This is a genomic window from Actinopolyspora biskrensis (genome assembly GCF_013408175.1).
Classification (GTDB): domain Bacteria; phylum Actinomycetota; class Actinomycetes; order Mycobacteriales; family Pseudonocardiaceae; genus Actinopolyspora; species Actinopolyspora biskrensis.
In genome coordinates this window covers 861,933-884,881 of the sequence record NZ_JACBYW010000001.1, presented here as the reverse complement: position 1 = coordinate 884,881, position 22,949 = coordinate 861,933, and the positions used below count along the sequence as shown (strand labels likewise).

At 68.4% G+C, this 22,949-nt stretch carries 17 protein-coding genes and 3 pseudogenes; 6 read left to right on the top strand and 14 right to left on the bottom strand.

The genetic code is table 11. The features are described from left to right. Window positions 1–17 precede the first annotated feature (17 nt). Window positions 18–365, bottom strand: a complete 348-nt coding sequence (locus FHR84_RS03790) for a VOC family protein (protein WP_179533996.1) — start codon at window positions 363–365, stop codon at window positions 18–20. 973 nt (window positions 366–1,338) lie between these two features. Between FHR84_RS03790 and FHR84_RS03785 the strand changes: the two genes are divergently transcribed. Continuing rightward, window positions 1,339–2,586: a flavin-containing monooxygenase gene (locus tag FHR84_RS03785; RefSeq protein WP_218861927.1), complete on the top strand. Its 1,248-nt coding sequence runs from the start codon at window positions 1,339–1,341 to the stop codon at window positions 2,584–2,586. Window positions 2,587–2,708: 122 nt separating this feature from the next. Here the strand turns inward: FHR84_RS03785 and FHR84_RS03780 are convergent, their stop codons facing one another. Further along, window positions 2,709–3,257 (bottom strand): carboxymuconolactone decarboxylase family protein, encoded by a 549-nt coding sequence (locus tag FHR84_RS03780; protein ID WP_179533994.1) that lies wholly within the window; start codon window positions 3,255–3,257, stop codon window positions 2,709–2,711. Window positions 3,258–3,826: 569 nt separating this feature from the next. On the opposite strand from FHR84_RS03780, the gene FHR84_RS03775 reads away from it, so the two are divergent. Then, on the top strand, window positions 3,827–5,161 hold the full coding sequence (locus FHR84_RS03775; protein ID WP_343075163.1) for a TrkH family potassium uptake protein: 1,335 nt from the start codon (window positions 3,827–3,829) through the stop codon (window positions 5,159–5,161). Between the two features lie 108 nt (window positions 5,162–5,269). Here the strand turns inward: FHR84_RS03775 and FHR84_RS03770 are convergent. Beyond that, window positions 5,270–5,916 (bottom strand): annotated as a pseudogene (locus FHR84_RS03770) (transketolase family protein); the annotation flags it as partial. Between the two features lie 439 nt (window positions 5,917–6,355). Here FHR84_RS03770 and FHR84_RS03765 point away from each other — a divergent pair. The 3 genes from FHR84_RS03765 (at window position 6,356) to FHR84_RS03755 (ending at window position 9,259) form a co-directional block, all read left to right on the top strand. Then, window positions 6,356–7,327, top strand: a complete 972-nt coding sequence (locus FHR84_RS03765; protein ID WP_179533993.1) for a 3-oxoacyl-ACP synthase III family protein — start codon at window positions 6,356–6,358, stop codon at window positions 7,325–7,327. A 32-nt stretch (window positions 7,328–7,359) separates the two neighbouring features. Then, window positions 7,360–8,187: an SDR family oxidoreductase gene (locus tag FHR84_RS03760; RefSeq protein ID WP_179533992.1), complete on the top strand. Its 828-nt coding sequence runs from the start codon at window positions 7,360–7,362 to the stop codon at window positions 8,185–8,187. A 388-nt stretch (window positions 8,188–8,575) separates the two neighbouring features. Then, the gene (locus FHR84_RS03755) at window positions 8,576–9,259 is read left to right on the top strand and encodes a hypothetical protein (RefSeq protein ID WP_179533991.1); all 684 of its coding nucleotides are present in this window, start codon (window positions 8,576–8,578) and stop codon (window positions 9,257–9,259) included. Between the two features lie 125 nt (window positions 9,260–9,384). Here the strand turns inward: FHR84_RS03755 and FHR84_RS03750 are convergent, their stop codons facing one another. The 7 genes from FHR84_RS03750 to FHR84_RS03720 form a co-directional block, all read right to left on the bottom strand. Continuing rightward, entirely contained in the window at window positions 9,385–9,723 is a 339-nt protein-coding gene (locus FHR84_RS03750) for a GNAT family N-acetyltransferase (protein ID WP_179533990.1), read from the bottom strand. 9 nt (window positions 9,724–9,732) lie between these two features. Then, a complete protein-coding gene (locus FHR84_RS03745; protein WP_179533989.1) occupies window positions 9,733–10,332 on the bottom strand; it encodes an FMN reductase in 600 nt (199 codons plus the stop codon). Then, window positions 10,329–11,423 carry an LLM class flavin-dependent oxidoreductase gene (locus FHR84_RS03740; protein ID WP_179533988.1) on the bottom strand — a complete coding sequence of 365 codons (1,095 nt, stop codon included), beginning with the start codon at window positions 11,421–11,423 and terminating at the stop codon, window positions 10,329–10,331. The genes FHR84_RS03745 and FHR84_RS03740 overlap by 4 nt, the downstream gene beginning before the upstream one ends. Before the next feature lie 197 nt (window positions 11,424–11,620). Next, window positions 11,621–12,139 carry a MarR family winged helix-turn-helix transcriptional regulator gene (locus FHR84_RS03735; RefSeq protein ID WP_179533987.1) on the bottom strand — a complete coding sequence of 173 codons (519 nt, stop codon included), beginning with the start codon at window positions 12,137–12,139 and terminating at the stop codon, window positions 11,621–11,623. Between the two features lie 148 nt (window positions 12,140–12,287). Next, the gene (locus FHR84_RS03730) at window positions 12,288–13,073 is read right to left on the bottom strand and encodes a sugar phosphate isomerase/epimerase family protein (protein ID WP_179533986.1); all 786 of its coding nucleotides are present in this window, start codon (window positions 13,071–13,073) and stop codon (window positions 12,288–12,290) included. Window positions 13,074–13,194: 121 nt separating this feature from the next. After that, window positions 13,195–14,664: an RICIN domain-containing protein gene (locus FHR84_RS03725; protein WP_246300110.1), complete on the bottom strand. Its 1,470-nt coding sequence runs from the start codon at window positions 14,662–14,664 to the stop codon at window positions 13,195–13,197. A 142-nt stretch (window positions 14,665–14,806) separates the two neighbouring features. Next, the gene (locus FHR84_RS03720; RefSeq protein WP_179533985.1) at window positions 14,807–16,006 is read right to left on the bottom strand and encodes a glycoside hydrolase family 5 protein; all 1,200 of its coding nucleotides are present in this window, start codon (window positions 16,004–16,006) and stop codon (window positions 14,807–14,809) included. 622 nt (window positions 16,007–16,628) lie between these two features. Here FHR84_RS03720 and FHR84_RS03715 point away from each other — a divergent pair. Next, on the top strand, window positions 16,629–18,065 hold the full coding sequence (locus tag FHR84_RS03715) for a BNR repeat-containing protein (protein WP_179533984.1): 1,437 nt from the start codon (window positions 16,629–16,631) through the stop codon (window positions 18,063–18,065). Window positions 18,066–18,173: 108 nt separating this feature from the next. Here the strand turns inward: FHR84_RS03715 and FHR84_RS03710 are convergent, their stop codons facing one another. The 4 genes and pseudogenes from FHR84_RS03710 to FHR84_RS03695 form a co-directional block, all read right to left on the bottom strand. Further along, window positions 18,174–19,424 carry a family 43 glycosylhydrolase gene (locus FHR84_RS03710; RefSeq protein WP_179533983.1) on the bottom strand — a complete coding sequence of 417 codons (1,251 nt, stop codon included), beginning with the start codon at window positions 19,422–19,424 and terminating at the stop codon, window positions 18,174–18,176. Window positions 19,425–19,508: 84 nt separating this feature from the next. Then, window positions 19,509–20,771: pseudogene (locus FHR84_RS03705) on the bottom strand (beta-galactosidase); the annotation flags it as partial. Window positions 20,772–20,776: 5 nt separating this feature from the next. After that, the gene (locus tag FHR84_RS03700) at window positions 20,777–22,006 is read right to left on the bottom strand and encodes an RNA-guided endonuclease InsQ/TnpB family protein (protein ID WP_179533982.1); all 1,230 of its coding nucleotides are present in this window, start codon (window positions 22,004–22,006) and stop codon (window positions 20,777–20,779) included. A 115-nt stretch (window positions 22,007–22,121) separates the two neighbouring features. Further along, window positions 22,122–22,907: pseudogene (locus FHR84_RS03695) on the bottom strand (beta-galactosidase); the annotation flags it as partial. Between the last annotated feature and the right edge of the window lie 42 nt (window positions 22,908–22,949).

Below are 22,949 nucleotides of genomic sequence, written 5' to 3'. Positions count from 1 at the left end.
GCGGCGCGGGGCCGATGTCAGCGGTGGCTCACCACGTTGATCACTCGGCCGTTGGGATCACGGACGAAGAACCGCCGCACACCCCACTCCTCGTCCTGCAGGGGGTGCACGATCTCCGCGCCGCTGTCCCGCACGATCGCGTAGGTCGCGTCCACGTCATCCACCTCCACGCTCATGTCCGGCGTGATCGGCGCGGTCTTGTCGCTGGTCATGAAGCTGATCTGGGCCGCAGGAGTGGACGGCGAGGCAAGTGTGACGATCCAGCCGAGGTCCATGACCTCCTCGAAGCCCAGCAGGCCGTAGAACTCCCGGTTCCCCTGCGCTGTGTCCGACCGGAGAATGGGCATGACGCGGCGAACGGTCATCGACGACTCCAAGCGAGCAACGGCGTGTCTTCGGACTCCCCCGGAGTGCTACCGCACACCGCCTCCGCACGCACTTTCGCGACAGGCCTCAGTCCCGCCGCGTGCTCTCCGGCGGGCCGAGACAACTGTACCTCTCCCACCCGTGTCCACGACGATCCCCCGCGGCACCACGGCCGGGTCCGCCATCCGGAGTTCGATCAGGTGCACACCGAAATCCGGGCTCGTGTGTCCGGTGGTCGTCCGGTGCCCCAGCCGTGGAGCCGCACGACAGGAGGCACGCCACCAACCGCGGGGTCCGCGGGCACGAACGCCGGTCACCGCGGTCCCGCGAACCGGCGGATCACGCGGTGAACACGACCGACGTTGCCATGATCCCCTTTCGGCGGTACCCGGCGCGGTAACCCGCGTGCTCTCCTGAGGGTTCGACATCACCGTCATCGGCCACGGCGCCCGACGCACACGACCGGACGGAAAGGTGCCCACGTGTTCTGCGGTGGCTGCGATCTGAAGTTCGAACCGACCAAATCCGGCAAGATCCCTCGACACCACGGCAACCTCTTCCACAAGCGTTGGACGTTTTCGCTGCTTCGGACCACGTGGGAGCAGCCGTTCTGCGCCAACAGTGGAATACCGGCCAAACGCGGGGCCACCGACAAACCGAAGCGGGGAGACTCCGTGACCGTGCGGTGCCCCGTGTGCGAGGAACGCACGAGACGCAGCAGGGGTGGTTCACCGCCGATGGGCGTGATCCGCAAGCACCTCCGGCCAGACGGCGCTGACTGCACCTGGTGACATGCGGCCCAGCGAACCGGCGCTCGCGGTATTCCCGCCGGGCTCGTTCCGCGGAATACGCCCGCGAACCCGCCGTCGCGCTCGACGACGGCGGTGTCAGCGCGCGCCGGGAGCACCGAGCGCGGCGTCGGAAACGCCGCGCGGGTCACCACGCCCCGTTCCCCAACTTCCGGAGTCAAGGTTGAACCAGGACCGCACGGACACCGTGCTCCCCGTAGCGATCATCGGCGCAGGTCCCAGCGGCCTGGCGGCAGCGGCCGAACTCGGACGGCGGGGAGTGCGCGCCACGATCCTCGAGAGTTCCGCGCACCTCGCGGCCGGCTGGCGGTACCAGTACGACCACTTACGGCTGCACACCACGCGCGAACTGTCCAACCTGCCCGGCATGCCGATCCCCCGCTCCTACGGGCGCTGGGTCGCGCGCGACGACATGGTCCGCTACCTGGAGGAGTACGCGCACCGCAACGCACTCGACATCCGATTGAACACCCCGGTCGAGCACGTCCGCCGCAACGGCTCCGGCTGGCAGCTGGGCACCCCCGAGGGGCCCCTGGCCGCCTCCGCGGTCGTCATCGCCACCGGACTCAACCGCACCCCGCACCTGCCCGACTGGCCGGGCGCGGAGACGTTCCCCGGCTCCCTGGTGCACTCGGCCCGATACCAGAACCCCGCTCCCTACGAAGGCCACTCGGTCCTCGTCGTGGGAGCGGGCAACAGCGGAGCCGAGATCGCGGTCGCCCTGGCCCGCAACGGCGCGCACCGCGTCTGGTGGTCCGTCCGAACACCACCGAACATCATTCCGCCCGCGGCCGACCGCTGGCAGCGGATGGGAATCCTCGTGGACAAACTCCCCACACCGGCGGCGGACTTCCTCACCACCACGTTCGAACGCGTCTGCCTGCCGGACCTGACCTCCCGCGGGCTTCCCCGCCCCGACGAAGGGCTCTACACCCGGGCCCGGCGCGACGAGCTCAACCCGGTGCACGACCGCGGCCTCGTCGACGAGATCCGGCGGGACAGGGTGCGGCCGGTGACCACCGTCGCCGCGATCGACGGCCCGCAGGTCCACCTGACAGACCGGAGCAGGATCCGCCCCGACAGCATCATCGCCGCCACCGGCTACGCCACCGACCTCGAGAAACTGCTGGGGCCCGCGCCCCTGCTCAGCCCACGCGGGCTGCCCACCGTGCGCGGGTCCCGGACCAGCCCCCAAGCGCCGGACCTGTACTTCATCGGCTTCACCAACCACCCGAGCGGGCATCTGCGCTACGCTGGGCTGGAAGCCCGCGCCGTCGCCAAGGCCGTCCACCGGCGTCGTGAGCACGGTGTCGACACAGCACCGGCGCGCTCAACGACGACCGGACGAATCCCGCCCCGGACCCCCGAGAGCACGTTCACACCCCCGTCCGAGGAGAGCACCAGTCGATGATGTCCACCCTCACCGCGTCGTCGGAACTTTCCGCCTGCTCGTGAACGGGGGTGCTCCCGCCGTCGGAAGACGGGAGCACCCCGCCCCGTTCGAACCACGTCCTTCCCGCCGAACCGAAACGCTCACCCACCCAGGCCGGAGGCGGCCGGCAGGTCCAGATCGGTGTGGGCGAAGTGGTTGAAGTAGTTCGTGAAGACGTTGACGATCACGTGCGTGAACAGCTCGGTCAGCTCGACATCGCTCCACCCGGCCTCGCGGGCACGGGACCACGTTCGTTCGTCGACCTCTCCCCCGTCACGCGCGATGGCGCGGGCCACGTCCAACAGGACGGTCAGCTTCGGATTCGCGTCGATGCCCCCGGCGCGGATAGCCGCGGTGTCCTGCTCGGACCAGCCCGCGGCGAGCGCCCCCTGGGTGTGCGCGGACTGGCAGTAGTCGCAGTCGTTGGTGTTGCCGACGGCCAGCGCGATCGCTTCCTGCGTCGCCTGATCGAAGGTGCCGTGCCGGGCGATCGCGTCCTGGATCCCGCTGTAGGCGGCCAGGACCACGGGCGAGTGGGCCATCTCTCCGTGGATGTTGAGGACCTTGCCGAACTGCGCGCGCAGGGCCTCCAGCTGGTCACGCGCTTCCTGCGGCGCGTTGTCGACCGAGTACACGGGAATCCGCGACATCATCACTCCTGACTGCTTCGGTTTCGTCTCCCCGCTGCGGGGCTACCCCGAGATCCGCGGCGCGAATCACCACGGCACCTCACCGGTGTCTCCCGTCCTCGCCTGCACCGGGTGGTTACTGAGCGGAATCCCCCGCGGACTCTCGCTGCGAGTGCCCCGGCTTCGGGAAGCGTTGACAGGCGTGCACGGTCCGGTCGGTCGTCCGGCGAACACGTCGGCGCCCATCGCAGGCGGCTTCGCGGATCACCTCGCCCACTCGCCGGACGGCGATGCTCCCCCGAGCACACGCCCGCCCCGAGACGCCCCGGCACACGGATCCGACCGCACCAGCGGGCCGCCCGTGTGCCGCATCGGCCTCACCACCGAGATCACCGGAATCGTGGCCCGGCGGAACGGGGAGAACCGCCCCCCTCCGGCCAAGACGTGGGCGTGATCACCAGGGGCTGCACCGGAAGATGCGCGGGGCGTAGGTTGCGCCGTTGATGTCGTGGGGCGTGAACCGTGTGGGGACGTGGATGCCGGGGTGGGTGACCGGTGTCGTCGGTGGACTGGTCCGGGGTGCGCGGCGGATGTTGCCGGACAGTCGGCATCCGGCGCGGGTGGTGGTGGCCGGTTTCGCCGTGACCATCCTGATCGGCACGGTGCTGTTGATGTTGCCGGTCGCCAGCGCGAACGGGCAGCTGACCTCGTGGGTGACGGCGTTGTTCACCGCGACCTCGGCGGTGTGCGTGACCGGGTTGATCGTGGTGGACACGCCCGCGTACTGGTCCACCTTCGGCGAGCTGGTGGTACTGGGGCTGATCCAGGTCGGAGGCCTCGGGATCATGACCCTGGCCTCACTGCTGGGGATGGTGGTCACCCGCAGAATGCGGCTTCGGACCCAGCGCAGCGCCCAGACCGAGACGAAGAGCCTGGTTCTGGGTGAGGTGCGTCGCGTGGTCGTCGGCGTGATCGTGCTGAGCCTGATCATGGAGATCGTCACCGCCGCGATCCTGTCCCTGCGGCTGGTGAACGCCTACGGGTACTCGTGGGCGCACGGCACGTATCTGGGGGTGTTCCACGCGGTCTCGGCGTTCAACAACGCCGGGTTCGCGTTGTACCCGGACAGCCTGGTGCGCTACGCCACCGACGGGTGGATCTGCCTGCCCATCGCGGTCGCGTTCGTGCTCGGCGGGCTCGGGTTCCCCGTGCTGTTCGAACTCACCCGGCACCTGCGGCGCGTGCAGCGCCGCTGGTCGCTGCACGCCCGCATCACGCTGGCCGGCTACGGCCTGATCGCACTGGTCGGGGTCGTGGCCATCACCGGGCTGGAGTGGAACAATCCGGCCACGCTGGGCGCGATGGACACCGACGGGCGGTTGCTGACCGGCCTGTTCCACGGCCTCACCCCGCGCACCGCCGGGTTCAACACCCTCGACGTGGGCGAGATGCAGCCGGCCACGCTGCTGGTCACCGACGTGCTCATGTTCATCGGCGGCGGCAGCGCCGGCACAGCAGGCGGCATCAAGGTGACCACCTTCGCGCTGCTGGCCTTCGTCATCCTCGCCGAAGCCCGGGGCGAGCCCCAGGTGCACATCGCCGGACGCAGACTGCCCACCGAGGTCGTCCGTCAAGCGCTGACCGTGGTGCTGGTGGCCGTGGGCATGGTGTTCACCGCGACCCTGGTACTGCTGGTGCTGACCCGGTTCGGGTTGGACGCCGTGCTGTTCGAGTCCGTCTCCGCGTTCGGCACCGTGGGACTGTCCACCGGCATCACCGGCGAGCTGCCCGCGGTGGGGCACCTGGTGCTGGTGGCACTGATGTTCACCGGCAGGATCGGCCCCATCACCATGGCCTCCGCGCTCGCGCTGCGGGAACGCGGCCGCCGCTACGACCTGCCCGAGGAGCGTCCCATCGTCGGTTGAGCACACTCAGCACATCCACCACGCGGGCCGCGACGACCGGCTCCACCGGAACGGCTCGCCCGTGGGCGGACGGCCACGGGTCGAGCGGACGAACGTCGCCCTTTCGATCTAGCCCAGCCCGTCGAGCACACGGCGAACCACCCGATCCGTCGACAAGCCGTAGTGCTCGTGCGGCGTCGGCAGCGCACCGGCTTCGAGGAACTCGTCCGGCAGCCCGATCGGCACCAGACCCTGGCCGCGTTGTTCCTGACCAGCGCGCTGGCCACCGGTTCGGCGAGACCACCCACGAGCGAATGGTTCTCCAGGGTGACCAGCAGCCGATCGGAGTCTGCCTCGTGCAGCAGCGTCGCCTCGTCGAGCGGTTTGACCGTCGAGCGGTGCACCACCGCGACGTCCACGTTGTGCTCGCTCAGCTCCTCGGCGGCCTCGAGGGCCCGCATCGTCATCAACCCGCTGCTGACCAGCACCGCGTCCCCGCCGTCGCGCAGCCGCTTGGCCTTGCCCAGCTCGAACCGGTAGTCGTACTCGTCGAGCACCGGGGGGAGCCTGCCGCGCAGCAGCCGCAAGTACGTGGGCCCCGAGTCGGCGGCCATGACCGGAACTGCCTGCTCGGTGTCGACCGAGCCGCCCGGGTCCACGATGGTCAGGCCGGGCAGCGCACGCAGAACCGCGACGTCCTCCGTGGCCTGGTGACTGGGCCCGTAACCCGTGGTCAGCCCTGGCAGACCACCGGCGATGTTGACGTTGTGCCCCGGCGACTTCGGGCGCGACCGGTTCGGACGGGAGACCGGCGACAAGAGACCCCTACGTGCTCACTTCCCCACGCGGGCAGTAGCAGGCGACGCAGGCGCCCCCTCACCACTGGCATTTCGGCACCGGCTTCGCTCGTGGCCGCACTACTCGCGTCAGCGCTGAGTCAGCGACATGTCAACCGCACCGTATAGGTTCCGTACTCGACCGGACAGAAGCTGGGCGGCCACGTGACTTCCGTGTCCAGTTGGGTGTCCTCCTGAAGGTGAATCTCATCGAAAAGACCGTCTCGGACGTCACCGCCCCGCACGAGAGCGGTTTCGCCGCGGTAAGGCGTGAAGCAGTGAGGAGAGGAGAAAGTCGCCCCATCGGACGGAGAACAGGACCACTCGGAAACGCCACCGAACTCGTAGCGCGGACGGCAGAGAATACGAGGGAGCTGGTATGAACATCGGAATACGAGACGTCGCCGGATACGTACCCTCGAACATCATCGACAATGATGTGATCGCGCACTGGAGCGGAGTCGACGAGCAGTGGATAGTCGACCGCACCGGCATTCACGAGCGGCGATACGCTCCGGCGAGCGAAAACACCTCCGCTCTCGCGGCAGGCGCGGTCAAACCTCTGCTGGACCGCACGGAGTGCCCCGTCGACGCGCTCATACTGGCAACGTCAACGCCCGACCAACCTCAACCCGCGACCGCGGCGATGGTCCAGGAGCTGGTGGGGTTCGGGCGCCCCGTCCCCGCCTTCGATGTCAACGCGGTCTGCTCGGGATTCCTCTACGCGCTCGACCTCGGGCGCTCCCTGCTCGCGACGCACCATGACTGGACAGCGGTCGTCGTGGCAGGCGCCGACAAGTACTCGTCGATCATGAACGCCAGCGATCCGCGAACGGTGTCCCTGTTCGGTGACGGCGCGAGCGCGGTACTGCTCACGCGTGTTCCCGATGACCACGGCATCATGGGTGTCTCCCTGATTACCGATGGGCACGCGTCCGAACTCGTCAAAGTACCGGGTGGAGGCTGTCGACAACCCGCTGACGGCAGCAAGGGCTCCCCCGAGACCCGCTTCGAGATGGACGGCCGCGCGGTGATGGAGTGGAGCCTGGCGAATCTGCCGCAGGTCGTCGAGTCGGCTCTCGCGGAAGCGGCGCTGAACCCCGAGGACATCGACCGGGTATTCCTCCATCAGGGAAACGCGATCATGGTACGGCGGCTCGCGGAAGCATTGGGAGTGGACCGGAGCCATGTCGCTCTTACCGCTCCCCGGTTCGGGAACACGGCCAGTGCGTCCATCCCCTTGACGATGAGCGCCGATCGGCAACGTCGTGGTTTCGCGCCGAGCGAGAAGTTTCTGCTCGCTTCCGTGGGAGGCGGAATGACGGCCGGTGCCGCGGTCGTCACGTGGTAGCAAGTGGATTTTTTCGAGGAAGGGGGCTGACGATGACATTCGGGAAACACTCCGTGGCCACCCGCGAGAACTTCACTGAAAAGGTAGCGCTCATCACGGGTGGCTCGCGTGGCATAGGACGTGAGATCGCACTCACCCTCGGAACGGCCGGAGCGACTGTGGTGCTCACTTACAAGCACAGCGAAGACGCGGCCAAACGAGTGGTGCAGGATGTGGAGCGGAACGGAGGACGGGCTTTCGCCGTAGCCGCCGACCTCGAAGTCCCCACCGACATCGATTCGCTCTTCGACTTCGTAACTCGACGCTGCGGAAGACTGGACATCCTCGTCGCCAACGCAGCGGCCTCGAGCTTTCAACGAGTAGTGGACGTGAAACCCCACCACCTCGAGCGCTCCTACGCGACGAACGTCCGCTCCTTCGTCCTCTCCGCTCAACGAGCCCTTCCCCTGCTCTCGGAAGCAACCAGCGGTCGCATCATCGCCATGACCAGCTACGGAAGCATGCGAGCTTATCAGAACTACGCCGTGCTCGGTCAGGCGAAAGCAGCCATCGAGGCGTGGGTCCGCTACATGGCATCCGAGTTCGCCCCACACGGCATCAATGTCAACGCCGTGAACGGCGGACTCGTTCGAACCGACTCGCTCAACCACTTCCTGAACACGACAGGAATAGGAGATCACGAGGCACTGAAAGGGCGTATCCCCAAAGAACGGTTCGGTCTCCCGGAGGAAGTCGCCGAGACCGTGATGTTCCTGCTCTCACCCGGCGCCGAATACATCACCGGCCAGACACTGGTGGTGGACGGTGGACTGAGCATGATCGCCCCCCCGTACGCGATGGAACCGAGCGAGGACCGGTGATCCACCGTTCGGTGCGTGGCGGACCGGTCCGGCCGGTTGTACCGCGGACGTGCCGCAAGCGGCCGCTGCTTCGCCACCGCCGCGCAGGGCACGATCCAGCACCCTGCCGAGTCGAGCACCCGAACGCAGCGCTCGTCGAACGCCCCACGACCACGCGCCGCCGGGTGGTGCCTGCTTCGCCCCGCCCGACCGGAAGGCGACGGCACGTGGTTGATCCCGCGAGGACGTCACCGTCCCCGCAGCAGTCGCCCCGCCCCGTGGGGAATCGCGCGGAAACCGACGAAATCGGAGATCGAGAGCCACTCACTCAAACGAGTGAAATCGGTGTTTTCCGTCCCAACACGTCAGGTGACTGTCACAAACTCTTTCCGACCAAAAGGAGGAAGTGATGACACCACCGATTCGCACCCGACCGGACGGCACGAAGTACCCGCTGCGCGGGAGCGGGGGCGGAAAGGGCACCACCGCGATCGTCGCAGGAGGGCTGGCACTGGCCATGTGGGCGGCAGGCGGAGGCACCGGCGGCGTGACACTCGGCGGTTCGGGAACCACTGCGGGATCGATGTCCACCGTAGACGCGGCCACGGTGCGCAGCATCGGGAAGAACCTCCCGAAAGCACGTCGGGACATCAAACACGGCAATCCCCGCCGCGCCTGGAAACGACTCGGACTGCGCCTGGGCCGTCGTGTCACCGATAACGCCCTCGAATGCGTGACAGCCACCTACGGACAAGTGCGGAACCTCCTCGTCCACAGGTCGTGCCGAGATCTACGACGTTTCCAGTTCCCCGTGGAGTACGGCGGTGGGACGATCTCGGTTCTCGTGTCCCGCGTCCGGATGCGTTCCGTCAGCGGCGCCAGAAGCTTTCGCGATCTGATCGACGAACACGGCAGCGGAGACATCCGCCCCGTTCTGCCGACGGTGCGATTCAGCGGCTACCACTACGATTCGAAGCGCCGACGCACCACCGTCTTCCTCGCCGAAACCGAATCCCGCGACGGCAACGTGCCGAAGCAGGTCCTCGATCCGACCGCGAAAGCAGCCGTCACACTGGCCAGCAGCGCGAGGTGAGCGCAGGGCCGGAGCAGCGCTGACGCCGTTCCCCGGCCACGCGCACGCGCTGAATCTGGTGTCGCACTCCCCGAAAACCGCCCCACGGACTCCGCCCGTCGACGAGGATTCGTTCCGACGCCGACTCACCCGCTCCGTTCGCGCACCGCGGCCATCACGTCCGGGGTGACCGCGTCCACGAGGTCGTCGACCTCGTGATGGCGCTCGAGGTATCTCGCCACGAACGGGCACACCGGCACGATGCGGAGACCGGCCGCCCCGGTGTCGGCCAGGGCCCGCCCGATGAGGCTGCTGCCCAGCCCACGCCCGCCGAACTCCTCGTCGATCTCGGTGTGGTAGAAGACGCGCTGCCCGCCGCGGTCGAGGTAGGAGACGTGGCCCGCTTTCCTGCCGTCGACGGTGATCTCGTAGCGGTCCCGGTCAGTCGCCCGGGAGACCGCCACCTCGGGGGAGTCCTCAGCCATGGCTTTTCCTCAGTGCGCCGTGGTGTCCTGGAAGAGCTGCTCGAACGGTACCGGATCGTCGAACGGATCCGTCCTAACACGTTCCGGTTCGGTCCGCACCGCCGTGGCGAGTTCGCCAGCGGCGCGGGTGATGCGCTGGTTGAGCTCGGTGTCGTTGCCCCAGTCGGCACTGGCGGCGTAGACGGCGGTGGGCACGGGCTGCGCACGCAGGTAGGACAGCAGCGGACGCAGCGCGTGCTCGAGGACCAGCGAGTGCCGCTCGGTGCCGCCGGTCGCGGCGAGCAGCACCGGCTTGTACCGCACCGACTCCGGATCGACGACGTCCACGAAGGACTTGAACAGTCCGCTGTAGGAGGCCGTGAACACCGGACTCGTCAGCACGAGCCCGTCCGCCCCGTCGACCAGCTCGAGCACCTGCCGCAGGCGCTGGTTGGCGAAACCGGTGAGCAGGTTGTCGGTGATGTCGTGGGCGTGGTCGCGGAGCTCGACCACGTCGACCGCGGTCTCCTCGCCCTGTTCACCGCGAACGGCCGTGGACAGCCGGTCGGCCAGCAGCCGGGTGCTGGACGGCTGCGACAGGCCCGCGGAGATCGTGAGAACGCTGGTCATTCCGCACTCCCTCCCGTGTTCTGCTGCTGTGCCCGGCGGGACTCGTGGGTGGGCGCCTCGGGCACGTGGTCGGGTTTGCGGGCGGCGAACTCCTCGCGCAGCACCGGAACCACTTCCTCGCCGAGCATGTCGAGCTGTTCCAGCACGGTCTTGAGCGGCAGCCCGGCGTGGTCGATCAGGAACAGCTGACGCTGGTAGTCACCGACGTAGTCCCGGAAGGACAGCGTGCGGTCGATGACCTGCTGCGGGCTGCCCACCGTCAACGGGGTGTCGGCCATGAACCGCTCCAGTGACGGCCCTCCCCCGTAGACCGGGGCGTCGTCGAAGTACGGGCGGAACTCGGCGACGGCGTCCTGCGAGTTGCGCCGCATGAACACCTGCCCCCCGAGCCCGACGACGGCCTGGTCGGCCGAACCGTGCCCGTAGTGCTCGAAACGCTGCCGGTAGAGCTCGACCATGCGCTGGGTGTGCTCCTTGGGCCAGAAGATGTGGTTGTGGAAGAACCCGTTGCCGTAGTAGGCGGCCTGCTCGGCGATCTCGGGGCTGCGGATGGAGCCGTGCCACACGAACGGGGGCACCCCGTCCAGCGGGCGCGGGGTGGAGGTGAACCCCTGCAACGGCGTGCGGAACCGGCCCTGCCAGTCCACCACGTCCTCGCGCCACAGCCGGTGCAGCAGGTGGTAGTTCTCGATCGACAGCGGGATGCCCTGGCGGATGTCCTGACCGAACCACGGGTACACCGGCCCCTGGTTGCCCCGCCCCAGCATCAGATCGACCCGGCCATCGGCCATGTGCTGCAGCATCGCGAAGTCCTCGGCGATCTTGACCGGATCGTTCGTGGTGATCAGCGTCGTCGCCGTCGACAGGATCAACCGTTCCGTCAGCCCCGCGATGTAGCCCAGCATCGTCGTCGGCGAGGACGGCACGAACGGCGGGTTGTGGTGCTCACCGGTGGCGAACACGTCCAGGCCCACCTCCTCGGCCTTGCGGGCGATGGTCACCATCGCCTGGAGCCGCTCCCCCTCGGTGGGGGTCCGCCCCGTCGTCGGATCCGGCGTGACGTCCCCGACCGTGAAAACCCCGAACTGCATAGCCGAACTCCCAACTAATTCAAATTTTAACTATTGGGGAAACCGCAGTGGGAAGAACGCTATTCCGCTTCGACCGACCCGGTGACACAGGACACGCAGACCGTCGAATCAGCGGGAAGAGCACCACCGCCGCGCTCCCGGACGGACGCGGTTCCGGACCCGCTGGGCGGGGCGGTCGCCGAAGCGACTCACCGGCCTCACCCTCCCTGCTCTCCCGGAGCCTCGGTCAGCGCCGGACGCGGAGTTCCGTCGCTCGACTGCCCGGGGAACTCGTGCAGCCGAGCACGCAGGCGGGAGAACACGTTCGTGAGCACTTCCAGCTCGTGCTCGTCGAGGTCATCGGTGAACAACCGCTGCACGGTCCCGACGTGGTGGCGGTAGGCCGCGCGCAGCGTTTCGAGGCCGCTCGCGGTCAGCACCGCGTAGTTGACCCGCTTGTCCTCCCGCGAGGGCTGCCGCAGCACCCAACCGCGTCGCTCCATCGCCTTGATCTGATAGGTCAGCCGGCTCGGCGAGAACACCATGCGCGCTGCCAGGTCCCCCATCCGCAGCCGGTGCTCCGGCCCCTCCGACAGCACCAGCAGCACGTTGTAGTCCCGCAAGCTCAGCCCGGCGGCCGCGCGCAGGTCCTCGTCGAGCCGGGTCTCCAACAGCAGGCTCGCCTCGATGTACGGCCTCCAGGCTCGCCGCTGCGGCGAACTCCGCCAACTCCCCATGCCAACAGCGTACGCTTTATTTCAAACACTGAAATAAATACAGCTCACGGGGAGGCCCCGCTCGGCCCGCACCACGACACGGACCCCTTCGGAGGCGCATCGAGCGAGCACCCCGAGCCGCCACACCGCGCGCGTTCCCCCGCACGACTCACCCCGCGCGCCGCCACCGCTCGAACCAGTCGGCAGCGGCGCGCAGCGGCACCGGCACGGGATCGATGGCCGGATACCAGGCACGTTCCCACTCCAGCGAGATCCACCCCGCCCACGACTGCAACAAGCGCCCGCACTCGGCGAGCGGGACATCCCCCTCGCCCGGTGGGACCGGTGTCCAGGAATCCGCCCTCCGCGCGTCCTTGAGCTGGAAATAACCGAGGTAGTCGCCCAGCAGCTCCCGTGTCTCCGCCGGGGGCTCGCCCGTCCGCCACGGGTGCAGCGCGTCCCACAGCACGGCCACGGCCTCGGGCGCACCGAACGGCTCCACCAACCGGCGCGCGAGCCCGCCCGTGGGGTGCGAGTCGTGGGTCTCGACGAGCAACGTGACACCCCGCTGCTCCAGATCGGGCAGCACGGCCCCGATCCGCTCCCGAGCGGGACCGTCCGCACCGGACTCCCCGCCCGGGAAGACCCGCACCGCGGGCGCACCGATCAACCCGGCCAGCTCGACGAGGGAACGCAGCTCCGCGATCGGAGGTCCGTCCGGGCCCGGAGCGCACACCTCGACGTAGCCCGCCAGGCACGCCACCTCGAGCCCTTCGCCCTCGATCAGCCTGCGCGTGTCCCCGACTTCCCGGGGCGTCATCCCCAGCCGAACCTCCTCGTCCGGGTGCACCCGCAGCTCCACACCGTGACAACCGTGCTCACGAGCGACCCGCGCGGCCTCCCGCACCGGTGTGCCCGGCATTCCGAGCGTGCTCACCGCGAACTTCCAACTCATGGAGCCCTCACCTCACTCATTCCCGGACAGCGCCCGCAGGCGCGCGAGCAACGCGCGGGACCGAACCGGCCGTGCGATCCCGGACAGCCGGTCCGCGCCGGCCGGGAGCACCGCACCACACTCACACAGCGGCGCGCCGGAACCGCTGCCAGGCGGCACCGGAGCAGGTGTACTGGATGAGACGGGCACCGTCGGCAGTGGACTCGTCGGCCACGTCCAGGCACTTGCCGGAGTGCCGGGCGGTGAAGGTGACGGAATCGTCACCGGAGTCACTCACCCGCCACTGCTGCTCCTGCCCGGAACCGCACCGCTGCTGGACCACGGCCGCACCGTCGCCTGTGGACGCCCCCTCCACGGCCAGGCACATCGAACTGTGCCGGGTGGCCAGCCGGACGTAGTCACCACCGACGTCCTCCAGCCAGAACCGCTGGTTGCCGCCGCCGTTGCAGGGGTACTGCGCCAGCTGCTCGCCCGCGAGCTGAGCACGCGCGGGGACGTCCACGCACTTGCCGGAGTGCCGGGCGGTCAGGGTCTCGTAGGGCCCACCGCTCGTTCCGACGGTGCCCGCCGCGGTGTCGACGGTCAGTTCCGGCGCCCAGTCCATCCGGATGGTGCGGTCGTCGGGGAACCGCAGCGGCAGCCACACGTAGCGCGAGTCGTTGACCGGCCCGCCCCAGGATCCCGCCCAGCGGTCACCGAGGTAGAGGTAGGAGGTGGCCCCGGTGCCCTGAATCGGCAGCACCCAGGCGGTCTGGGACCCGTAGGCGGTGGAGTCGCCCACGTCCCGCATCCCGCTCCAGCCGCCGTCGAGGCTGGTCGAGGTGGCGTACTGCTGCTGATTGGGATCCCAGCCCGTGGCCCCGGACGTGAGCATGAAGTAGACGCCGTCGCGCTTGAAGAGGGCCGGGGCCTCGCGGTGACCCCCGGGCCACGGGTTGGCCACCAGGCTCTCCACCGCCGTGTAGTCCTCGGTGAGCCGGTAGATGTGCAGATCCAGGTTCTCGTTGGCGGCCGAGGCCATGTATCCGGTGCCGTCGTCGTCGACGAAGACCGTGATGTCGCGGGACATGTTCCCCAGCGGCCGGGAGCTGCCCTGCCAGCTGTAGTCCCCGTCGACGGTGTCGGAGACGGCCACGGCCGCCCGGGCCTGGCTGTAGTCCTGGTCGTTCTCCTTGTGCATCCACATTACGAATCGGCCGGTCGACTCGTCGTACATCACCTTCGGTCGCTCGATGTTGGCGCTGCCCAGCTCCGGCGCGGAGGAGGCGCTCAGCACGTGGTTGCGGAACCGCCAGTGCTTCAGATCGGTCGAGCGGTACGCGGAGACGTGCCGGAAGGAGTCGTCCGCGGCGCGGTTCTCCCCGAACCAGTAGTAGTAGCCGTCGACCTCGATGACGCCTCCGCCGTGCGCGTGCACCGGCTCGCCGTTCGGAGCGGTGAACTGCGTGCCGTTCCGGACGGTGACGGGATCCGCCTGCGCAGGCGGGACCACGAGCACCGTGGCGCCGAGGCTCAGGCACGCGACCGCCACCAGCAACCAGAGACCGCGCGCGCCCCTTCTCCGTGATCCGCGCCGTGCTGCCGGGGACATGACCACTCCTTCCACTGTGGAACTCCGTGGCCCCGCCGGACCAGTGCTGTTCGGCGGGACCGGGTGAGACGGCGAGACGGAGCGCGGAACGCCCCCGGCACGGGCTCCGTCGGGCGCCCCGCTCTCCGTGCTCGACAGCTCGTCACCGGCCCACCGGAACCGAGGACCGGTGCTCGCCTGCCGCGGGAGCCGCGGGAGCCGCGTGGCCCGCGCCGTCCCAGGCGTGGCGAAGCCGGTCGATCATGCTGTCGTTGCGCACGCGCAACGACAGGTCGGTGCCGCTGCCCTCCAGGGCGTAGAGGGAGTACCAGTCGTAGTCGGGCCGGTAGGTGTGCTTGCCGCCGAGGGCCGGCCAGTAGACCGCACCCATGTCGTGGGAACGGACGGCGTCGGTGGCCGCGCGGATGTAGCGGACGAAGTTGTCCGCGCTGCCGGCCTCTCCGTAGTTCCTGCCGTCGTCCATCGGAGCGCCGAACTCGTCCAGCACGGTGCGGGAACCGCACTCACCGATCCGGGAGTCGAACAGCTCCCGCCACTCGTCGTAGCTCATCGAGTCGAACTGGAACGCGTACAGGTGCAGCGACAGGTACGTCCCGGCGAGACGGCTGTCGTGGCACACGGAGGTGACGTCACCGTTGTAGCCGTGCCCGCTGACGAAGATCCGCTTCCTGGGAACCCACGGGCGGTCGGCGATCCACTGGGCGGCGACGTCGGCCCACTCGGCGGCGCTGTAGCCGTGGGGTTCGTTCATCGGCTCGAAGTGGACCCGGCCGTCGAACCGCCAGCGGGAGGCGACCGCGTCCCACATCGCGTTGAAGGCCTCCGTGTCGGCGATCCGGCCGTCCGAGGACGCCCCGTCCTCCCAGTAGGACAGGATCACCTTGAAACCGTTCTCCGTCGCGGCGTCGACGGCCCCGGCGTAGGCGTCACCCCACTCCGTGCCGGGAACGGAATGAGTGTTGATCGGCAGTCGAACGGTGTTGGCCCCGCTCGTCTCCCGGAACTCCTCGTAGACGGCACTCGCCTTGGCCTTGACGGTCGCGTAGTCGTCGGAGACGTTCAACCCCTCGGGAACGACGGGGCCGTCGACGAAGTTGTCCTCGGGCCTGGCCCAGTTCACCCCCTGGAAATCGGCGGCCGAGTGGGCCCGTCCCACCGCCTGCCCCGCGGACTGCTCCGCGGGGCGCTCCGCCGCGGTCGCCGAGGTGTACGACAGCGCGGAGAACGGCACGGCGAGAAACGCGGAGAGCGTGGCCGCCAGAACACGGCGACGGCGACGCTCCCGAGCGGAGCCGGTGGAACGCCCCCGCTCGGGGGAGCGCTTGGCGAGTAACGGAGTCATGTTTTCCCCAAGGTCGGTGATGTCCGGGACTGTGCTGATCAGGCCGGTGATCTGTTGCCGGGAGGCCGGTTCACAGGAACGCTCGGCGGACCGGGAAAAGTCCGGAAACTGTGGACACCTCGCTTCGTCCATGACGGACCTTCCACTCCTTCCGCGTCCGAGTGACGACAGTCACTTCACCGCGTGACACAGTTCCGAGTCAACACAATCGCAACTAAACGATCACAATCGATCAGAAACGAAACCGCCCCAGCTCGCTCGTCCGGAGTCGATCCACTCCGACGCCACGACACTGCCGTCGCACCACCCGGGCGACCGAGGAAGGAAGCACGGCGGCACACGAACTCCCAGCGGGTCCGACGACTGCGAAACCGAATCGGTAAAACGTTTTACAGCGAGCGTCGCGGGAGACGCGACGCGGGCGGCGAAACAACCCCACGCGGCGACCTGTCGGAACAGTGGAGCCATCTCCACGCGGCGCCAACACCTCTTGACGGGACGCTGTGACTCACTTAACTTCAGCACATTCTAAAACGTTTCAAGACAGGAGGCCGCATGCGCACGCTCTGGGAAGCCGCACCCGAGTTACCGCACTCAGCACTGCCGGAAAGGTCCGTCTGACATGCGCAGAGCCGTACTCGCGACCCTGCTGATCACCGCCGCGCTCGTGATGCCCACCAACGCCGCGGCCGATCCGCCGGACTTCGCCCAGAACCCCGGAAACGCCGATCCCGACGCGACCCTGCTGTCGGACACGGTGCTCGACCGGTCCGCGCTGTACTTCGTCTCCTACGACGGAATCGTCAACAACAACTCGTTCCAGCAGGACGCCGTCCGCACCCACGCCGGCTACCAGTACGCCGCCTGGTACACGGACAGCCGCAACGCCGTCGTGGGCCGCAGGCCGTTGCACGGCAACGGCGGGTGGCAGACCGTGACGTTGCCGCACGAGCTCAGCGTCGACGACTCGCACAACGTCATCTCCCTCGGGATCTCTCCCGTCGACGGGCGCCTGCACGTCGCGATGGACACGCACAACAGCCGGATCCACTACGTCGGGTCCACCGAAGGGCTGGCCTCCCGGCCCGCCGCCCACCCCTGGACCTCCGAGGTGTTCGGCGAGGTCCGGCGCACGCTGGGCGACGAACGGCTCGGGTCGATGACCTACCCGCGATTCGTCGTCACCCCGCAGGGCAAGCTCCAGTTCAGCTACCGCACCGGAGGCTCGGGCAACGGCGTCAACGAACTGGCCGAGTACGCCAACGGCACCTGGGACAAGCTCGGAGGCTGGACCTCGGCGACCGGAGCGTGGACCGCCCCGAACGGCGCGGTGTCGAACACCCGCAACATGTACCTGCACGGGTTGACCTACGACGACAACGGGCGGCTGCACGCGGCCTTCACGTGGCGCGAGGGCGACCGGTCGGTGCTGTGCGACCCGGGCGGACTGGCCAACCACGACACCGGCTACGTCTACAGCGACGACCAGGGCCGGACCTGGCACAACGGTGCCGGGGAGACCGTCGGCGTCACCGGCCGGGACCCGGTGGCCGTCGACTCCCCGGGGATCGTGGCCGACCCGCTCGGGCCCGATCACGGGCTCATGAACCAGGAAAGCCAGGCGGTCGACTCCACCGACACGCCGCACGCGGTGATCAGCTACGTGCCCGGCCGGTTCACCCGGTGCGTGACGGACTACTCCGAGCAGCGCGCCGAACACGGCCGCACGTTCCACCTCGTCCGCGGTGACGACGGCGACTGGACCAAGCGCGAGGTCCCCGTCCCGCCGGACTCCACCCAGCGGACCCAGCTGGTCTTCGACCAGGACGACAACGCCTACCTCGTCATGCCGAAGGGCAGGATCGTGGCAGCCAGCGCGGCCAGCGACTGGACCGACTGGACCGTGGTGTTCGACCGCCCCGGCATGAACGCCTTCGGCGAGGTCAACGTGGACACCTCCCGGCTGGCGGCCGACGGTGTGCTGTCCGTGCTGTACCAGGAGGCGTCGGCGGGAACGACCCCCTCACCCGTGCACGTCGCCGACTTCCGGCTCGGCTGAGCCCCCTTGCCTCCCGCCGACCGCAGCGCGCCACGCCTGCGGTCGGCGGGACTTCCACCCCTCTCAGCAGTCCGGTGCCCGGAGCCCGTTCAGCCGACCGCGCGATGCTCAGACGGGATCTACGCCGGAAAGCGTGGGCTCGACCGGGCGAATGGTGCCGTCCTCGGCGTAGCGCAGCCGGTCGATGGTGACCTCACGGTGGGTGCCGTCCCCGTCCGGGATCGCGTGGCGGTGGTAGGCGATGAACCACTCGCCGGTCTCGGGATCCCGCACCGTCGAGTGATGCCCGGTGCCGTAGATTCCCAGCGACGGCCGCTTGGTGAGGATCTCACCCCGATTGCGCATGTCCTCCATCATGGGGCTGCTGCCGGTCGCGTACCCGACGCGGTAGTCCTCACTGCGGGTGTCGCCGATGGACCAGCTCAAGTAGTAGGTACCGGCGCGCTCGTGCATGAACAGTCCCTCGCGGAAGCCGTCCAGCCCGGTCAGGTGCTTGACCTCGGAGCGGTCGAACGAGACCATGTCGTCGTTCAGCGGCACCACGTAGGCGTGCCCGTTGCCCCAGTACAGATAGGACTGACCGTCCTCGTCGGTGAACACGGCCGGATCGATGGCCTGCCCGCCGTGCGGATTCACCGAGACCAGCGGCTCACCCGAATCGACGAACGGCCCGGTGGGACTGTCCGCCACGGCGACACCGATCCTGGTGTCGGCGGTGAAGTAGAAGTAGTACTTGCCGTTCTTCTCGATCGCCGCCGGCGCCCAGGCTCGCTCGTCGGCCCAGGAGACGTCCGTACCGAGGTCGAGGATCGTGTCGTGCTCGGTCCAGTCGACCAGGTTCGTGCTCGACCAGGTCTTGAACGAGTCGCTGCCCCACCCCGGGTAACCGTCCGTGGTGGCGTAGATGTAGTAGGTGTCGCCGAAACGCACGATGTTCGGGTCGGCGTTGTAGCCGGGCAGGCTGGGACTGTTCATCTCCACCGCCCGCACCGTCCAGGTCCGGGACTCGTGGGCCCTGCTGCGCACCTCGTACTCCACCGGACTGGTGAAGTCCTGGGTACTGCCATTGCCGGGACGAATCGTCGAACGCTCGGCGATGTCGAACTCCGGCCGCAGCTTGCGCAACTCCGTGCCGGGCTCGACGGGCAGCACCACCGTGCCCACGTCCTCGTCGATGAGCGCCTCGGTCTTGAGCGAGTCCAGTCGCACACCGGCGATCGTCGTCGCGTTGCCGTCGAGCCAGGACGCCTCATCGGTCTCGGCGGAAACCGCGGTCGGCGCGAGCAACGAGACGCCGAGTAGCAGTGCCAGACAGGACGGGATCAGCCGGGAAACGCTTGCGGGAAGTTTTTTCGCCATCGGTGTCCTACTCTCCGTTCGACGCACACGCCGCAGCGCGTGCGAGGTGGTCGGGGCTGCGACCGGGTGCGGGCCGCGCGGTCGCTACCGGGGTTTCTCCAGCACGACCACTCCCCTGGCCGGGACCACGGACGCGGCACCGCGCTGCTGGGCACGCGCACTCCGGGCGATCTCCGTTCCCGCCACCCCGGCCAGCTCCACGTCCTGCTCCGTCCGGTTGATCAGGAACCAGTACCGGCGCTGCGCGCCGTGCCGCACCACCAGCTGCACTCGTCCCCGCAGCTGTTCGGGAAGCTCGCTGACCACACCCGCCCTCGCGAGGACAGTGCGCAGCACGCGCTCCAGGCCCTCCGCCTCCAACCGGGTGGACACGTAGGAGGCCGAACCGCTCCCCCGCGGATTGCGCGTGATCGCCGGACGCCCCGCGTAGTCGCCGGTCCGGTAGGAGGCGAGCACCTCGACGGCCTCTCCGGTGAGCTCGATCCGGTCGGTCCAGAGCGTGCCGGTCGAACCGTCGTCGAGCTCCACAGATTCCACCTCGAACAGGGGACCGAACTCCTCGATGCGGATGCCCAGCAGCTCACGCAGCGCCCCGGGGTAGCCACCGAGCCGGACGTGGTCGTGCTCGTCGACCGTGCCGGAGAAGTACGTGGTCACGAGATGCCCACCGGCCTCGACGAACCGGTGCAACCGCTCGGACGACTCGTTCGGCACTACGTGCAGCACCGGGGCGATGACCACCTCGTAGCGGTCGAGGGGGACCTCGGCGGGGACCACGTCGACCACGATGCCCAGCTCGACCAGAGCCGAGTACCAGTCCAGGGCCTCCCTCCGGTAGTCCAGCCGGCACGTGGGAAGCGAGTCGAGCTCGCTGGTCCACCACGACTCCCAGTCGAACAGCACGGCGACCCGCGCCCGAGCTCGGGACGAGCCCACCACGGTGGAGAGTCCATCGAGGACCCCGCCGAGCTCCTTGACCGCGCGGAACGTTTCGGTGTCCTCCCCCGCGTGCGGAAGCATCGCCGAGTGGTACTTCTCCGCCCCCGCGCGGGACTGCCGCCACTGGAAGAAGCACACAGCGTCGGCACCGTGCGCGACGTGGACCAGCGAGTCGCGGCTCAGTTCGCCCGGCTTCTTGGGCTTGTTCACCGGACGCCAGTTGACCGCGCCGGTGGCGTGCTCCATGAGGAACCAGGGTCTTCCCCCCGCGATCCCGCCGGTCAGGCCGGCCGAGAAGGACAACTCGTCCAGCGCCCGCGGCCCCGGATTCAGGTAGTGGTCGTTGGACGCGAAGTCGACCTCACCCGCCCAGTCCGCGTAGTTCATCCCCCTGGCGTTGCCCATGACCTTGACTACTCCCCGCCCCGGAGGGCGGGGATTTCCTTCCGGCTCGCGCCGGAAGGTTCCTGCTTCCTAGCCGGCTGCCCCGTCCGGGAGGACTCCCGTTGAGGTCTGACACCGGCTCCCCAGGCCGACACCGCCAGCCCGGCGGCCTTGATGTTCTGGGCGGCGTTGACGTCGCGGTCGTGCGTGGTGCCACACCCGTTGCATATCCACGTGCGGATGTGCAGCGGCATCGACTCAGCGAGTCCGCCGCAGGCGGAACACGTCTTGCTGGAGGGGAACCAGCGGTCGACCGCGATCGCCTCTCGGCCGTACCAGGCGGCTTTGTATTCCAACATCGTGCGGAACTGTGCCCAGGCAGCATCCGAGACTGCCCGCGCGAGCTTGCCGTTGCGCAGCATGGTGCGCACCTGAAGGTCTTCGAGCACGACCGTTTGGTTGTCACGGACGAGTCGGGTAGTGACCTTGTGCAGGTGGTCACGACGCCGGTCGGTGATCCGTGCGTACACACGGGCCACGTCGCGGCGAGCCTTGGCCCGGTTGTTCGAGCCTTTCTGCTTGCGGGCGAGTTCCCGTTGGGCTTTCGCCAGGCGCCGCCGGTCGCGGCGCTCGTGTTTCGGGTTGGTGACCTTCTCTCCTGTGGACAGAGTCGCCAGCGAGTCCACCCCGACGTCCACGCCCACCGTATTGTCCGTGGGCTCGTGGTGGTCGGTGCTGGTTTCGACCAGAATGGACACGAACCATCGGTCGGCCGCGTCGCGGGAGACGGTGACCGTGGACGGCTCCGCTCCATCCGGTAGGGGGCGGGACCACACGATGTTCAGCGGATCGTGCATCTTGGCCAGCCTTAACCGGCCATCGCCGAACGTGAACGCTGAGCGGGTATACTCCGCAGACTGGCGCGACATCTTACGCGATTTGAACGTCGGGTACTTCGCGCGCTTGTCGAAGAAGTTCGTAAATGCCGTTTGCAGGTGTCGCAGGGTTTGTTGCAGCGGCACCGACGACACCTCGCCCAGGTAGGAGAACTCGTCCGAGCGTTTCCACTCGGTGAGTAGTTTCGACGTCTCGGTGTAGTTCACACGGCGCTGTTCGGTGAACCACGCGCGGGTCCGCGCGTCGAGAGCGAGGTTGTAGACCTTGCGGACGCAGCCGAACGTACGCAACAGCTCCTGCCGCTGCTGCTCGGTGGGATAGAAGCGGTACTTGTACGCCCGCTTCACCTGCATCCTGCCCATACTTCACACACTAGCAGTGTTGTTTGTGAGTCCCTGTCTCGGACGGTCACCGAACAACACTCGGGATCGACTCCTGTCCAACCTGAACACCGAGATTACCGCTGATCAGAGAGCCGATGAAATTGGTCGTCACCGGAACCGCCGGGGTGACCGAGCGCAGCACGTCCCGCTCTGCTCGAAGGTGTTCCTTGAGCGAGTCCGAGCAAAAACGTCGGAAGTCGAGCTGCTGAGTCGAGTTCGGGAACGCCGCGGCCAGCCGCGGCGGCAGAATCTCCTCCCAGTCGCCGTAACGCTGCGACCAGAAGTCCGTCGCCCACACCTCGTTGAGTCGCTCCACGCTTCCGTAGCGGGAGCGCAGCCAGCTCCGGAAGGCACGGGCGGCGTCATCGGAGTGGTCGTGGACGTTGTGGCAACCGAGCTCGTTGGAAACGTGCCAGGCGACCAGGGCCGGGTGATCGCGGTACCGCTCGGCGAGCGTCCGGACGAGTCGCAGCGCGTAGTCCCGGAACACCGGGGAGGTGGGCCGCCAGTGCTGGCGCCCGCCCGGCCACAGGGTCCGCCCCCGCCGGTCCACCGGCAAGATCTCCGGGTGGCGGGCGGCCATCCACGGAGGTGGCGAGGCCGTTGCCGTGGCCAGGTCCACCGCGATCCCGTGCTCGTGCAGCAGGTCCATGACCTCGTCCAGCCACCCGAGATCGTGGACTCCCGGCTCGGGTTCGATGCGGGCCCAGGAGAATATTCCGAGCGACACGATGTTCACCCCGGCCTCGTTCATGAGCCGCACGTCCTCGTCCCAGACGTGACGCGGCCACTGGTCCGGGTTGTAATCGGCGCCGTAGGCGATTCGCCCCTCCCACCGGGTCCCGGTGAACCAGCTCGCCGAAGACGGTCCGTATGACACGACAACTCCTGTTCGGTTGGGACGGGCCAGCGTGCCCGCTCG

Excerpts from the sequence above, each read along its gene's own strand:
- FHR84_RS03790 (WP_179533996.1), bottom strand. The coding sequence starts at position 365 with ATGACCGTTCGCCGCGTCATGCCCATTCTCCGGTCGGACACAGCGCAG.
- FHR84_RS03780 (WP_179533994.1), bottom strand. The coding sequence starts at position 3,257 with ATGTCGCGGATTCCCGTGTACTCGGTCGACAACGCGCCGCAGGAAGCG.
- FHR84_RS03775 (WP_343075163.1), top strand. The coding sequence starts at position 3,827 with ATGTTGCCGGACAGTCGGCATCCGGCGCGGGTGGTGGTGGCCGGTTTC.
- FHR84_RS03765 (WP_179533993.1), top strand. The coding sequence starts at position 6,356 with ATGAACATCGGAATACGAGACGTCGCCGGATACGTACCCTCGAACATC.
- FHR84_RS03760 (WP_179533992.1), top strand. The coding sequence starts at position 7,360 with ATGACATTCGGGAAACACTCCGTGGCCACCCGCGAGAACTTCACTGAA.
- FHR84_RS03755 (WP_179533991.1), top strand. The coding sequence starts at position 8,576 with ATGACACCACCGATTCGCACCCGACCGGACGGCACGAAGTACCCGCTG.
- FHR84_RS03750 (WP_179533990.1), bottom strand. The coding sequence starts at position 9,723 with ATGGCTGAGGACTCCCCCGAGGTGGCGGTCTCCCGGGCGACTGACCGG.
- FHR84_RS03745 (WP_179533989.1), bottom strand. The coding sequence starts at position 10,332 with ATGACCAGCGTTCTCACGATCTCCGCGGGCCTGTCGCAGCCGTCCAGC.
- FHR84_RS03740 (WP_179533988.1), bottom strand. The coding sequence starts at position 11,423 with ATGCAGTTCGGGGTTTTCACGGTCGGGGACGTCACGCCGGATCCGACG.
- FHR84_RS03735 (WP_179533987.1), bottom strand. The coding sequence starts at position 12,139 with ATGGGGAGTTGGCGGAGTTCGCCGCAGCGGCGAGCCTGGAGGCCGTAC.
- FHR84_RS03730 (WP_179533986.1), bottom strand. The coding sequence starts at position 13,073 with ATGAGTTGGAAGTTCGCGGTGAGCACGCTCGGAATGCCGGGCACACCG.
- FHR84_RS03725 (WP_246300110.1), bottom strand. The coding sequence starts at position 14,664 with ATGTCCCCGGCAGCACGGCGCGGATCACGGAGAAGGGGCGCGCGCGGT.
- FHR84_RS03720 (WP_179533985.1), bottom strand. The coding sequence starts at position 16,006 with ATGACTCCGTTACTCGCCAAGCGCTCCCCCGAGCGGGGGCGTTCCACC.
- FHR84_RS03715 (WP_179533984.1), top strand. The coding sequence starts at position 16,629 with ATGCGCAGAGCCGTACTCGCGACCCTGCTGATCACCGCCGCGCTCGTG.
- FHR84_RS03710 (WP_179533983.1), bottom strand. The coding sequence starts at position 19,424 with ATGGCGAAAAAACTTCCCGCAAGCGTTTCCCGGCTGATCCCGTCCTGT.
- FHR84_RS03700 (WP_179533982.1), bottom strand. The coding sequence starts at position 22,006 with ATGGGCAGGATGCAGGTGAAGCGGGCGTACAAGTACCGCTTCTATCCC.